This window comes from Flavobacterium frigoris (assembly GCF_900111075.1).
In the GTDB taxonomy this organism is placed as follows: domain Bacteria; phylum Bacteroidota; class Bacteroidia; order Flavobacteriales; family Flavobacteriaceae; genus Flavobacterium; species Flavobacterium frigoris.
The window spans coordinates 483,738-496,090 of the sequence record NZ_FOFZ01000001.1; the positions used below are offsets into that span (position 1 = coordinate 483,738).

Below are 12,353 nucleotides of genomic sequence, written 5' to 3' on the forward strand. Positions count from 1 at the left end.
TGTCGAAAGTTAAAAGTTAAGAGTCACAATAAAATTGGACTTTTGACCTTCGACTTAAAGACTTTCAAATTTAAAAAGATGAAACTTACATTAAAAATATGGCGTCAGAAAAACGCCCAAGATAAAGGAGCAATGGTTGATTATCAAATCGACGGAATTGAGCCAGATATGTCTTTCCTCGAAATGCTTGACGTCTTTAATCAAGACTTGATGGGCAAAGGGGGAGAACCAGTAGCGTTTGACCACGATTGTCGCGAAGGAATTTGCGGAATGTGTTCTTTGTATATCAATGGTGAAGCGCACGGTCCAGATAGAAAAGTAACCACTTGTCAATTGCACATGCGTATGTTCAATGATGGCGATACTATCACTATTGAGCCATTTCGTGCAGGGGCTTTCCCAGTAGTAAAAGATTTAGTTGTTGACAGAAGTGCTTTTGATAGAATCCAACATGCAGGTGGATTTATATCTGTTAACACTTCAGGAAATACTATCGATGCAAATACAATTCCAGTTAATAAGCAAGATGCAGATGATGCGTTCGATGCAGCTACTTGTATAGGTTGTGGTGCTTGTGTTGCCACTTGTAAAAACTCATCGGCTATGTTGTTCGTAGCTGCAAAAGTATCTCAATATGCTTTGTTGCCTCAAGGACGTATTGAAGCAACTGATCGTGTATTAAACATGGTGCACCAGATGGATGCTGAAGGTTTTGGTAACTGTACTAACACCGGAGCTTGTGAGGTGGAATGTCCTAAAGGAATTTCTTTAGAGAACATCGCACGTATGAACAGAGAGTATATGTCAGCAAGTATGAAAGGATAATACTATTTGTCATTCTGACGTAAGGAAGAATCTAAAAACGCATTCATTTATTTGGATGCGTTTTTTGTTTTGGGGTGCCCTACGGTCGGGCTATTCGTTACAATCTTTTATTCCATTGCATTCCATAAAAGGATTTCCACTACTATCCCTCACCCAAAGAAATTCGTGGTTTAATTACATTTTGTTTTTCAAAATTCGAAATATACATACTTCAAAACAAATTACTTTTTTACCTTTATAAAAACGAACAACAATGAAAGTAGCTTTAATTCAATCTGCACTAATTTGGGAAAACCCAGAAGCAAACAGAGCGTATTTTGAAGAAAAAATAAATGCAATTGCTGAAGATGTAAATCTTGTTGTACTGCCTGAAATGTTTACAACGGGATTTACAATGGGTCCCGCAAAAGTCGCGGAGACTATGCAAGGAGAAACAGTAATGTGGATGCAGGCTTTGGCGAAAGCCAAAAACGCAGCAATAACAGGAAGCGTAGTGATAGAAGAAGAGAATGCTACTTTCTATAACCGAATGCTATTTGTATTTCCTTCAGGTGAGATACAGCATTATGACAAAAGACATTTGTTTACGTTAGCTGGCGAAGACAAAGTGTATTCAAGAGGCACTCAAAAATTAATTGTAGAATACCTCGGGTGGAGAATCTGTCCTTTTGTGTGTTATGATTTACGATTCCCAGTTTTCTCTCGTAACGTCGAGAATTACGATTTATTAATTTACGTTGCCAGTTGGCCCAAGACCCGAATTAAAGCTTGGGATACCTTGCTTGCAGCCCGCGCTATAGAAAATATGAGTTGTGTGGTAGGGGTAAATAGAATAGGCACTGACGCTAACGGTTATGAATACATTGGGCACTCACAAGTATTAGATTGCTTAGGTGAACATTTAATTGCTCCACAAGAATCTGAAGGGGTTTTTATAACCACTTTAAACCAGTCAACGCTAATAGAAACCCGAAAAAAACTTAATTTTTTAAATGATAAAGATTCTTTTGAAATTAGAAACTAGATTTTTTCTTAGCATCTACTTTCTTCTTTGGCTCAGGAGTATAGGGTAAGCTCACGTCAAAAACCTGTTCCACATCCCAATTCGCACGAATGTCTATTTCTTTAGAAAAATAAACCACTTCTTCTGAATATCGTTTTTCTAAGTAATTACCACTGTCGTAAGTTTTATTTTTGTTTTCGTCATAAATAAGGCGCAGTGTAAATAATGCGGGTTCCAATAAATTAAAATCAACGGTAGTATCATTTTCGCTATATTCTGAAGCCATAATATCTCCTTTTGCGTTGGTCAATTCGACAATAACTGGGAAGCGTTTTACATTTTGAAGTTGTATTCGAAGATTTCCGTACTCGGAGGTGCCTTTCGTATTTAATTTAAAGGATAAAGTGTCATTTGCTACCTCAAAAAAATCGGTGAGTGCGTTTGGTAAAATGGTAAAAGTATACTTTTCTGATGGCTCTTTTTTGAAATCAAAAAACAGCTTCTGATTGAAATCGTCGTATTCGGTCGTGAATGCTACTGCGACAGAATCTTTGTTGGTCAACTTTATTTTTGAAGTGTCAATATGAACCAGTGGAGTAGTTGTTTCTAAAGTAAAACGTTCTCTGAAATTTAGATTACCGTTTTGAAGTGCGGTAATATTTAGAGTGTCTTTTTTCTGCTCTTTAATTTTGAATGTAAACTTCCCTTGGTAGTTGTCTTTGTTTACGGTCATTGCCAAAGAGTCTATTTTGATAGGTTTGTACCATATTTGAAGGGAGTCTTTTTTAGGAAAATGAGTTACGATTGTTGGTACAATATCATCGTTGTTTTTTAAGACTATTTTCGGCCTTAAATCGACTGATTTTACGTCTCCTTCGTAACCAATAAGCAAGCGATTCCCGGACGCTTGAGTTGGTTTAAAAGCTTTAAATGGGAGGGCCTCTTTGAATAATTCCAATTCGTAAACCGTATCATTTGGAATCGTAATAAATTCTTTTCTAAAACCTATTTTGTCCTCTTTAGGATTGAATTTGTTGTTGCTATTTTTGTCTTTTATAGCAACTAATAAATACTTTCCAGCCTTTAAATTCTCTAATCTAAATGTTTTTAAACTGTCTAAAGTGTTAGTGATATATCTTGGGGAGTTGTTAAAAACCACTGAATCATTGTATTTTTCGTTCACATCATAAAGCATAACTGATACAAATGCGTCTGCTTCTTTCTGGTAAGCATCTTTTATTCTCCCGCCAATAGCAAGAGAGTCAATAAAGTCTCCTGTAGAGAATACGTATTTAAATTGATTGTACGGATTGTTTTCGTTGTTGTCAGCGATACTTTGGCCAAAGTTGATGCTATAGGTTGTGTTAGGTTGTAAGGTGTCTTTTATTTTTATCGACAGCGTTTTAGTTGCAGATGTAGGCGAAATTATTGGTTCGTATTTCATGGGTGGTGAAATAACCAATTGCTTGTTTAGGTTTTTGAGCTTGATATTTTCATCAAAGACTAATTTAATCTCATTTCCTTTAAAGTTAGTGCTAAAATTTTCTGGGAAACTCATTTTTAATACTGGTGCAATCGTGTCTTTTAAGCCACCTGTAATCGTTCCTCTTTTTGCACAGCTTGCAATTACAATTAGTAAAAGAAGGGAAATATATTTTAAATTGTTTTTCAACATATCATATTAGGATTAGAATTTACAAAATAACAATTATAATTGCTGAGATTGAAGTTTTTTATAAAATTATTATGGGTGTTCAATTTGGCTTACTTTTGTGGCTCGTCCGATAATTTTTAGTTTTTAATGTTTAATTTTACGGGTGTCTAAAGTGTGCAACTGTAAATAATTAATAGCTTGAACTTTCGATTTTACAACAAACGGCATGACAACGGAATAATTTAGGCTAAAATAGAATTATAATTAGTTTAACAAGACATAAAATATTTAGGCAATGAGAAAAATAGAGCACATAGGAATAGCGGTTAATGATTTAGAAGTTTCTAATTTATTGTTTGAAAAACTTTTTGGGACGCCAGCTTATAAATTTGAGGAAGTCGAAAGCGAAGGTGTAACAACTTCTTTTTTTCAAAACGGACCCAATAAGATAGAGCTTTTGGCGGCCACAAATCCAGAAAGTCCAATCGCGAAATTCTTAGAAAAAAAAGGAGAAGGGATTCATCACATTGCCTTTGATGTAGAAAATATAGAGGAAGAGATCGCCCGACTTAAAAAAGAAGGTTTTGTTGTCTTGAACGAAATTCCTAAAAAAGGAGCAGATAATAAGTTGGTTGCCTTCTTGCATCCTAAAAGTACTAATGGTGTTCTGATAGAATTGTGTCAAGAGATAAAATAATTTAAGTTTAATTTTTTTTATAAATCTAATAATCAGGAGTTTTCTGTTTTTATTTTTTTATTTACAATATTTATTGTGAAACTAGGTTAAAAATATTTGGAGCAAACGAAAAATAGTAGTAATATTGCAAACTCTAAACCGGTCCTATAGCTCAGCTGGTTAGAGCACCTGACTCATAATCAGGTGGTCCCTGGTTCGAGCCCAGGTGGGACCACAGAGAAACCCCTCAAAACTATTTGTTTTGAGGGGTTTTGTTTTTGGATAAATAAATGAAATTTGATGTAAAAAAAGGAATTTTGATTTAAGAATGAGTGTTTCTGGGGAAGTAGGTTTTTACGGACTTGTTATTAATTTTCGTTAAATATTAATAATAAAAAGCTTAGATTGCTTTTTTTGACCAATGGATTTGCTATTTTTGGAAACTATGAAAATTGTCTTAAATAAATGTTTACTAACGGTGGTGCTAGTATTGTTCTGTGAGGCAATATTTGCTGGGACGCCACCACCACCAATTCCTCCAGGAGAGCCAGCTCCAGTGGTGCCAATAGATCAAAGCCTGTTCTTATTGGTGTTGGCTGCGCTGCTGTTTGGGTTTTACGTTATTTTTAAGTATAACATAAAGGAAAAGAGCTCAATGTAGATTGAGCTCTTTTCCTTTTGCAGAGGTGTTATTATAGTTTGTTGCTATAAAGTTTGGAGACGTACTTTCCTATAACGTCAAATTCCAGGTTTATTTTTGTGCCTATCTTAAAACTATTGAAATTAGTGTGTTCATAGGTGTATGGAATTATCGCAACGCTAAATTGATTTTTCTTTGAGTTTATGACTGTCAGACTCACTCCGTTTACGGTAATTGAACCTTTTTCGATCGTAAGGTTGTTTAGTTCTTTATTATATTCAAACGTATAAAGCCAGCTACCATTAGTTTCGGCAGCTTCAATACATGTTCCGGTTTGGTCAACATGACCTTGCACAATATGGCCGTCAAGTCTGTCTCCTAGCTTCATGGCTCTTTCCAGGTTCACGCTGTCGCCAACTTCCCAATTTCCAAGGTTTGTTTTTTTGATTGTTTCGTCAATAGCGGTGACGGTGTATGAGGTGTCTTTCAACGCAACCACGGTTAGGCAAATTCCATTGTGAGCAACACTTTGGTCTATTTTGAGTTCCGCTGTAATTGACGAGTCCACTGTAATGTGAATATTGTCTTTCTCTTTTTTTATTTCTTGGATGGTACCAAGGGTTTCTATGATTCCTGTAAACATTTCTTGTTTTATTTTACTAAATTTGCACTTCAAAATTAGTAATAAATAACTAGAGGTAATGATGAAAAAAGCAGAAAATATAATAGTTGGAATTTCAATAGGAGATTTAAACGGTATTGGAAGCGAGGTTGTTCTTAAAACTTTCGAGGATTCTCGAATGTTAGAGCTTTGTACTCCTGTTATTTTTGCCAATGTGAAAATAATGTCATTCATAAAAAAGAATTTAGAATCAACGGTTCCGCTGCATGGAATTGATAAATTAGACCAAATTGTTCCCGGGAAGATTAATGTTTTGAATCTTTGGAGAGAAGGGGTAGATTTGAATCTTGGGGTTAATGATGATAAAGTTGGGGAATATGCGGTAAAATCATTTATTGCAGCTACAAGTGCTTTAAAAGAAGGATTGGTAGATGTTTTAGTGACTGCCCCAATAAACAAATACAATATTCAATCAGAGGAGTTTAAGTTTCCGGGTCATACGGATTATTTAAACCAAGAGTTGGAAGGAAATGCATTGATGTTGATGGTTCAGGGTAGTTTAAGAGTAGGTTTGTTAACGGATCATATTCCGGTTAGCGAAGTGGCATCAAGGCTTACGGAAGAACTGATTAAAGAAAAAATTGAAACTGTTAGAAAATCATTGATTCAGGATTTTAGTATCAATAAGCCAAAGATTGCTGTTTTAGGATTAAACCCTCATTGTGGTGACGGTGGTGTGATAGGTAAAGAAGATGATGCGGTGTTGAAACCAACATTGAAAAAAATATTCGACAAAGGAACCTTGGTATTCGGTCCTTTTGCGGCAGATGGTTTTTTTGGAAGTGGGCAGTATGAGAAATATGATGCGGTAATCGCTGCCTATCATGATCAAGGGCTAATCCCTTTTAAAACATTGTCTTTTGGCAAAGGGGTTAATTATACCGCGGGTTTGAATAAAATAAGAACATCTCCGGATCATGGGACGGCTTATGATATTGCTGGAAAAGGAATTGCTGATCATAACTCTTTCAAAGAAGCGGTTTATCTTGCTTTAGATATTTATCGTTCTAGAATTCAGTATGAAGAAATCAGTCAAAAACCATTAAAGATTAGGGAAAAACAACACTAAATAAAAAAAGATAAATAACATTATTAGATATGTAATAATTTTATATCTTTGCACTCCCGAAGTTTGGGGCAAAATTTTGTTGAAATGAATAAAACTAAACAATATTTAATTCCATTTGTGGGATTAAAGCTAGGAAAACATCATTTTGAATATCAAATAAGTAATGCGTTCTTTGAAATCTTTGATTATGATGAATTTAAAAATTCGAATATCAAAGTAAATGTAGTTTTAGAGAAGAAAAGTACGATGCTAGAATTGATTTTCAAGCACGAAGGGACTGTGAATGTTCCTTGTGATCTAACGAGTGAAGATTTTGATCTGCCAATAGAAGGGGAGATGAAATTGATAGTTCGTTTTGGAGATGTTTATAATAATGATAATGAGGAATTACTGATTCTTCCGTTTGGAGAATTCGAGATAGATATTGCTCAGTATGTATATGAAATGATTGCGCTTTCTGTACCTTTAAGACGGGTTCATCCAGGGGTGCAAGACGGAAGTTTAAAAACGGAAGCGCTTGAAAGACTAAAAGAATTGGTTCTGGAAGAGCATAAAGAAGAAAATGAACAGGTTGAAGAAGAGATAATACAAGATAAAGAAGAAAATATTGACCCACGTTGGGACAAATTAAAGCAACTATTAACGGATAAATAATATAGTAAAATGGCACATCCTAAGAGAAAAATCTCCAAAACAAGAAGAGATAAGAGAAGAACACATTACAAAGCTACTGTAGCACAAATCGCTACTTGCCCAATTACGGGTGAAGCGCATTTATACCACAGAGCCTATTGGCATGAAGGGAAAATGTATTACAGAGGGCAAGTTGTTATAGATAAGTCTGTAGCTGTTGCTTAATGCATTTTTTTTGTAAATGATATTGGAACTCTCACATCGTGAGAGTTTTTTTGTTGTTTGTAATTTTCATTAAATTAAAAGTTCTATAACAAAAGGTTTAGATATTTTTTTTGTAATTTTCAACTCTTTAATCGTTTTTTCAAATGTTATAATTTGAAAAAAAATATTCAAATACCATGAATACAATTACAGCCGCAATAACCGCTGTTGGAGCCTATGTTCCTGACTTTGTACTTTCAAACAAAGTTCTAGAAACAATGGTCGATACAAATGACGAGTGGATCACCTCTCGAACAGGAATTAAAGAAAGAAGAATTCTAAAAGACGCAGACAAAGGAACATCATATTTAGCCATAAAAGCCGCACAAGACTTATTAGCTAAATCAAATGTTAATCCTTTAGATATTGATTTGATAGTAATGGCAACTGCAACACCAGATATGCCGGTCGCTGCGACGGGAGTTTATGTTGCTACAGAAATAGGAGCTACAAATGCTTTTGCGTTTGATTTACAGGCTGCTTGTTCTAGTTTTCTATACGGAATGTCTGTTGCCTCGGCCTACATTCAATCCGGAAAATATAAAAAAGTACTGCTAATAGGTGCTGATAAAATGTCTTCTATTGTAGATTATACGGATCGATCTACCTGTATAATTTTCGGAGATGGTGCGGGCGCCGTATTGTTTGAACCCAATTATGAAGGCCTAGGATTACGGGACGAGTATTTAAGAAGTGACGGGATAGGTCGTGATTTTTTAAAGATTGATGCTGGAGGATCTCTAAATCCCACTTCTTTTAAAACGATAGAAGAGAACAGACACAATATTGTACAAGACGGGAAAACTGTTTTTAAATATGCAGTGACAAATATGGCTGACGCTAGTGAGCTTATTATGAAAAGGAATGACCTTACCAATGCAGATGTTGATTGGTTAGTTCCGCATCAGGCAAATAAGCGTATAATCGATGCTACAGCCAGCAGAATGAATTTAGATGAATCTAAGGTTTTAATGAATATAGAAAAGTATGGGAATACTACCTCTGCAACATTGCCATTAGTGCTTTATGATTTTGAACACCTCTTTAAAAAAGGGGATACAATTATTTTGGCTGCTTTTGGAGGAGGTTTCACTTGGGGATCTGTTTATTTAAAATGGGCATACGACAAAAAATAAATTTAAACTAAAAACAAATAATTATGGATTTAAAAGAAATTCAGAACCTAATCAAATTTGTAGCAAATTCAGGAGTTGCAGAAGTTAAATTGGAAATGGATGATGTTAAAATCACCATTAGAACAACGTTAGAAGGCAGCACAACAGAGACTACGTATGTGCAACAAATGCCGGCTCACAATCAACTTCAGCAAGCAATGCCTATTCAAAATGCTGCGCCAGTTCCAGCTGTTGTAGAGGCTCCTGTTGTAGAAGAAAACAAATACATTACTATAAAGTCGCCAATTATTGGGACTTTTTATAGAAAACCATCTCCAGACAAAGCTATGTTTGTGGAAGTAGGAACTACTATTGGAAAAGGAGATGTTCTTTGTGTAATTGAAGCGATGAAATTATTTAACGAAATTGAATCTGAAGTTTCTGGTAAAATTGTAAAAATATTGGTTGACGATATGTCACCGGTAGAATTTGACCAACCTTTATTCTTAGTAGATCCATCATAACAGTTTAAATTTCAATATTTTAAATTCCGGATTTTAATTCAGGAGATTTGGAATTTCGAGTTTGTTATTTAAATTTTAAATTTAAAAGAGATGTTTAAAAAAATATTAATTGCAAATAGGGGAGAGATTGCACTTCGTATAATTAGAACGTGTAAAGAAATGGGCATTAAAACCGTGGCTGTTTATTCTACTGCCGATGTAGAAAGTTTACACGTAAGGTTTGCTGATGAAGCTGTTTGCATAGGACCGCCTCCAAGCAATTTGTCCTATTTGAAAATGTCAAATATTATTGCCGCTGCAGAAATCACAAATGCAGATGCGATACATCCAGGATATGGCTTTCTTTCAGAAAATTCAAAATTTTCAAAAATATGTCAGGAGCACGGGATTAAATTCATAGGAGCTTCTCCGGAGATGATTGACAGAATGGGTGATAAAGCATCTGCAAAAGCCACGATGATCGAAGCAGGTGTTCCTGTTGTTCCTGGTTCAGTAGGTATTTTAGAGTCATTCGAACAAGCTCAAGAATTAGCACAGTCTTTTGGTTACCCAGTAATGCTTAAGGCTACTGCCGGCGGTGGGGGTAAAGGAATGCGTGCAGTTTGGAAAGAAGAAGATTTACTTAAAGCATGGGATGGTGCCCGTCAGGAATCTGCCGCTGCTTTTGGTAATGACGGAATGTATCTTGAAAAACTAATCGAAGAGCCACGTCATATCGAGATTCAAGTTATTGGTGATTCATACGGAAAAGCATGTCATCTTTCTGAAAGAGACTGTTCTGTACAAAGACGTCATCAAAAATTGACTGAAGAAACTCCTTCTCCATTTATGACAGACGAATTGCGTTTGAAAATGGGTGAAGCAGCAGTGAAAGCAGCTGAATATATCAAATACGAAGGTGCGGGAACGGTAGAATTTTTGGTGGACAAACATCGTAATTTCTACTTCATGGAAATGAATACCCGTATTCAGGTAGAGCACCCAATCACAGAGCAGGTTATTGATTATGATTTGATTCGCGAACAAATTTTAGTAGCAGCAGGAGTGCCTATTTCAGGTAAGAATTATTTACCTCAGTTGCATGCTATCGAATGTCGTATTAATGCTGAAGATCCTTATAATGACTTTAGACCGTCTCCAGGAAAAATAACGACACTTCATATGCCAGGAGGACACGGAGTTCGATTAGATACTCATGTGTATTCAGGGTATACTATTCCGCCAAATTACGATTCCATGATTGCAAAACTGATTACTACTGCCCAATCTCGCGAGGAAGCAATTAGCAAAATGAGAAGAGCACTGGATGAATTTGTAATTGAAGGAATAAAAACTACAATACCTTTTCACAGACAATTAATGGATGATCCTCGTTATATAGCAGGAGATTACACTACTGCTTTTATGGATACGTTTAAAATGATTTCTCCAGAATAGTTTATTTCAATATTTTTTAAAAAGCCATACAGCAATGTATGGCTTTTTTTATGTTTATTTTTTATTGAAATGGGTAAAAAGTATACACTTTACTCGTAAAGTACACAACTTAGTATCGGATTTTCAAATCGGTGTGAATACATAAGCAGCTGGTTATCAGTTGTTGTGTGGAAAACTTTATTTTTTTATTTTCACGGCACAATAATTTCTTTATCTGATGTGTAAAACAACGATACAATAATTAATAAACACAAATATCATGAAAAAGTTAGTATTATCAGCAGCGGTTCTTTTAGGAAGTTTATCAACTTTTGCAGCTATCGAACCAATTCAAAATTCAGTTGAGAAGGTAATCACTACTGCAGACGAATTCACTGAAATTAAAATTGAAGAATTACCATCAGCGGTTACAACAGCATTAAAAACGGCTTATCCAGAAGCGGTGATTAATAAAGCTTATGTTAATGAAAACAAAGAGTACAAATTAGATGTCACTATGGGTGATAAGCAAGGTTCAGTATTTGCTGACGAAAACGGAAAGTGGATTCAGAAATAATAATAAAACAAGTAGAATTAAAGCAACTTACAATAATTTATAAAACACGCATATTATGAAAAAGTTAATATTATCAGCAGCAGTTCTTTTAGGAAGTTTATCAACATTCGCTGCTATCGCACCAGTTCAAAATTCAGTAGAAAAAGTAATCACTATTGCAGATGAGTACACAGAAATAAAAATAGAAGAATTGCCAGTAACGGTAACAGACGCGCTTAAAACAGCTTACCCTGACGCCGTAATTAGCAAGGCTTTTGTGAACGAAAAAAAAGAGTATCGTATTGATATTAAAACAGGTGATCAAGAAGGATCTTTATTTGCAGATGCAAACGGAAAATGGATTCAACAATAACATAACAACAACATACGATAACAAATAAAACACACATATTATGAAAAAGTTAATTTTATCAGCAGCGGTTCTTTTAGGAAGTTTATCAACATTCGCTGCTATCGCACCAGTTCAAAATTCAGTTGAAAAAGTAATCACTATTGCAGATGAGTATACAGAAATAAAAATTGAAGAATTGCCAGCAGCAGTTACAGATGCACTTAAAGCAGCATATCCTGACGCAGTAATCAGTAAAGCTTATGTTAGTGAAACCAAAGAATATAAATTAGATGTTAAGATGGGAGATAAAGAAGGATCTTTATTTGCTGACGAAAACGGAAATTGGATTCAAAAATAAGCATTATTAAAATAAATATTTCACAAACAAATAAACACACATATTATGAAAAAGTTAATATTATCAGCAGCAATTCTTTTAGGAAGTTTATCAACATTCGCAAATAACACAATAGCACCAACAGTAGTTTCTGTTAGTGAAGTGATGTTACAAGACGAGTATGCTGAAATTGGACTAGATGCGGTACCTGATGCAGTAAAAGCAGCTGTTGAAAGCGCACTTCCAGGAGCAGTGATAGAAAAAGCGTATACAAATGAAAGCAAAGAATTTAAGCTTGAAGTAAAAACAACTGAGTCAACCGCGACCATCTTCACAGATGCAAACGGTACAATTCTTAAAAAATAGGAATTCTAATAAATAAAAATCTTACTTGTAATAATAGTTTAAGAATTTTAATTCTAAGTTTTTGAGGAAGCTTTTAAGAATCAATTTCGATAATTATAGTACAAGACCAGAAGGCTACTGTTTCGGCAGGGGTCAATGGTAATTGGTTATAAATAATAATACTAGATAAGAGAGATTTGAAAAAGAGAAGTTACTTCATGTGGCTTCTCTTTTTTTTGTAATATTTTTATGAAAAGACAAT

At 34.8% G+C, this 12,353-nt stretch carries 15 protein-coding genes and 1 tRNA gene; 14 read left to right on the top strand and 2 right to left on the bottom strand.

The genetic code is table 11. The features are described 5' to 3' along the window. Positions 1-78: 78 nt before the first annotated feature. Both BMW63_RS02005 and BMW63_RS02010 read left to right on the top strand, forming a co-directional pair. Entirely contained in the window at positions 79-825 is a 747-nt protein-coding gene (locus BMW63_RS02005) for a succinate dehydrogenase/fumarate reductase iron-sulfur subunit (protein ID WP_074720706.1), read from the top strand. 253 nt (positions 826-1,078) lie between these two features. Continuing rightward, positions 1,079-1,849 carry an amidohydrolase gene (locus BMW63_RS02010; protein WP_074720708.1) on the top strand — a complete coding sequence of 257 codons (771 nt, stop codon included), beginning with the start codon at positions 1,079-1,081 and terminating at the stop codon, positions 1,847-1,849. On the opposite strand, the gene BMW63_RS02015 is transcribed toward BMW63_RS02010, so the two are convergent. Continuing rightward, positions 1,839-3,503: an Ig-like domain-containing domain gene (locus BMW63_RS02015; RefSeq protein WP_074720710.1), complete on the bottom strand. Its 1,665-nt coding sequence runs from the start codon at positions 3,501-3,503 to the stop codon at positions 1,839-1,841. The two genes, BMW63_RS02010 and BMW63_RS02015, sit on opposite strands and share 11 nt — an antisense overlap. A 274-nt stretch (positions 3,504-3,777) precedes the next feature. Between BMW63_RS02015 and mce the strand changes: the two genes are divergently transcribed. Then, positions 3,778-4,179, top strand: coding sequence for a methylmalonyl-CoA epimerase (gene mce, locus BMW63_RS02020; protein ID WP_074720712.1), 402 nt, complete (start codon positions 3,778-3,780; stop codon positions 4,177-4,179). Between the two features lie 140 nt (positions 4,180-4,319). Beyond that, positions 4,320-4,393 (top strand) — tRNA-Ile (locus BMW63_RS02025). Between the two features lie 457 nt (positions 4,394-4,850). Here BMW63_RS02025 and BMW63_RS02035 read toward each other — a convergent pair. After that, positions 4,851-5,441 (bottom strand): riboflavin synthase, encoded by a 591-nt coding sequence (locus BMW63_RS02035; protein ID WP_074720716.1) that lies wholly within the window; start codon positions 5,439-5,441, stop codon positions 4,851-4,853. A 58-nt stretch (positions 5,442-5,499) separates the two neighbouring features. Between BMW63_RS02035 and pdxA the strand changes: the two genes are divergently transcribed. From pdxA to BMW63_RS02085, 10 genes are all read left to right on the top strand, one after another. Beyond that, positions 5,500-6,549, top strand: a complete 1,050-nt coding sequence (pdxA, locus tag BMW63_RS02040; RefSeq protein ID WP_074720719.1) for a 4-hydroxythreonine-4-phosphate dehydrogenase PdxA — start codon at positions 5,500-5,502, stop codon at positions 6,547-6,549. A gap of 84 nt (positions 6,550-6,633) precedes the next feature. Then, the gene (locus BMW63_RS02045; protein WP_074721148.1) at positions 6,634-7,203 is read left to right on the top strand and encodes a YceD family protein; all 570 of its coding nucleotides are present in this window, start codon (positions 6,634-6,636) and stop codon (positions 7,201-7,203) included. A gap of 9 nt (positions 7,204-7,212) precedes the next feature. Then, a complete protein-coding gene (gene rpmF / locus BMW63_RS02050; protein ID WP_007137315.1) occupies positions 7,213-7,407 on the top strand; it encodes a 50S ribosomal protein L32 in 195 nt (64 codons plus the stop codon). 176 nt (positions 7,408-7,583) lie between these two features. Further along, positions 7,584-8,582 carry a beta-ketoacyl-ACP synthase III gene (locus BMW63_RS02055; RefSeq protein ID WP_074720721.1) on the top strand — a complete coding sequence of 333 codons (999 nt, stop codon included), beginning with the start codon at positions 7,584-7,586 and terminating at the stop codon, positions 8,580-8,582. Between the two features lie 23 nt (positions 8,583-8,605). Next, a complete protein-coding gene (accB, locus tag BMW63_RS02060) occupies positions 8,606-9,085 on the top strand; it encodes an acetyl-CoA carboxylase biotin carboxyl carrier protein (protein WP_074720723.1) in 480 nt (159 codons plus the stop codon). Between the two features lie 90 nt (positions 9,086-9,175). After that, a complete protein-coding gene (gene accC / locus BMW63_RS02065) occupies positions 9,176-10,522 on the top strand; it encodes an acetyl-CoA carboxylase biotin carboxylase subunit (RefSeq protein ID WP_074720725.1) in 1,347 nt (448 codons plus the stop codon). 259 nt (positions 10,523-10,781) lie between these two features. Further along, entirely contained in the window at positions 10,782-11,078 is a 297-nt protein-coding gene (locus BMW63_RS02070) for a hypothetical protein (protein ID WP_074720727.1), read from the top strand. A 55-nt stretch (positions 11,079-11,133) separates the two neighbouring features. Further along, positions 11,134-11,430, top strand: a complete 297-nt coding sequence (locus tag BMW63_RS02075) for a hypothetical protein (protein WP_074720729.1) — start codon at positions 11,134-11,136, stop codon at positions 11,428-11,430. A 40-nt stretch (positions 11,431-11,470) separates the two neighbouring features. Beyond that, complete coding sequence (locus BMW63_RS02080) at positions 11,471-11,767, top strand: hypothetical protein (RefSeq protein WP_074720731.1); 297 nt, start codon at positions 11,471-11,473, stop codon at positions 11,765-11,767. A 45-nt stretch (positions 11,768-11,812) separates the two neighbouring features. Continuing rightward, positions 11,813-12,112 (top strand): hypothetical protein, encoded by a 300-nt coding sequence (locus BMW63_RS02085; RefSeq protein WP_074720733.1) that lies wholly within the window; start codon positions 11,813-11,815, stop codon positions 12,110-12,112. Positions 12,113-12,353: the final 241 nt, after the last annotated feature.

Excerpts from the sequence above, each read along its gene's own strand:
- accC (WP_074720725.1), top strand. The coding sequence starts at position 9,176 with ATGTTTAAAAAAATATTAATTGCAAATAGGGGAGAGATTGCACTTCGT.
- pdxA (WP_074720719.1), top strand. The coding sequence starts at position 5,500 with ATGATGAAAAAAGCAGAAAATATAATAGTTGGAATTTCAATAGGAGAT.
- BMW63_RS02035 (WP_074720716.1), bottom strand. The coding sequence starts at position 5,441 with ATGTTTACAGGAATCATAGAAACCCTTGGTACCATCCAAGAAATAAAA.
- BMW63_RS02055 (WP_074720721.1), top strand. The coding sequence starts at position 7,584 with ATGAATACAATTACAGCCGCAATAACCGCTGTTGGAGCCTATGTTCCT.
- mce (WP_074720712.1), top strand. The coding sequence starts at position 3,778 with ATGAGAAAAATAGAGCACATAGGAATAGCGGTTAATGATTTAGAAGTT.
- BMW63_RS02010 (WP_074720708.1), top strand. The coding sequence starts at position 1,079 with ATGAAAGTAGCTTTAATTCAATCTGCACTAATTTGGGAAAACCCAGAA.
- BMW63_RS02085 (WP_074720733.1), top strand. The coding sequence starts at position 11,813 with ATGAAAAAGTTAATATTATCAGCAGCAATTCTTTTAGGAAGTTTATCA.
- BMW63_RS02045 (WP_074721148.1), top strand. The coding sequence starts at position 6,634 with ATGAATAAAACTAAACAATATTTAATTCCATTTGTGGGATTAAAGCTA.
- BMW63_RS02015 (WP_074720710.1), bottom strand. The coding sequence starts at position 3,503 with ATGTTGAAAAACAATTTAAAATATATTTCCCTTCTTTTACTAATTGTA.
- BMW63_RS02080 (WP_074720731.1), top strand. The coding sequence starts at position 11,471 with ATGAAAAAGTTAATTTTATCAGCAGCGGTTCTTTTAGGAAGTTTATCA.
- rpmF (WP_007137315.1), top strand. The coding sequence starts at position 7,213 with ATGGCACATCCTAAGAGAAAAATCTCCAAAACAAGAAGAGATAAGAGA.
- accB (WP_074720723.1), top strand. The coding sequence starts at position 8,606 with ATGGATTTAAAAGAAATTCAGAACCTAATCAAATTTGTAGCAAATTCA.
- BMW63_RS02070 (WP_074720727.1), top strand. The coding sequence starts at position 10,782 with ATGAAAAAGTTAGTATTATCAGCAGCGGTTCTTTTAGGAAGTTTATCA.
- BMW63_RS02075 (WP_074720729.1), top strand. The coding sequence starts at position 11,134 with ATGAAAAAGTTAATATTATCAGCAGCAGTTCTTTTAGGAAGTTTATCA.
- BMW63_RS02005 (WP_074720706.1), top strand. The coding sequence starts at position 79 with ATGAAACTTACATTAAAAATATGGCGTCAGAAAAACGCCCAAGATAAA.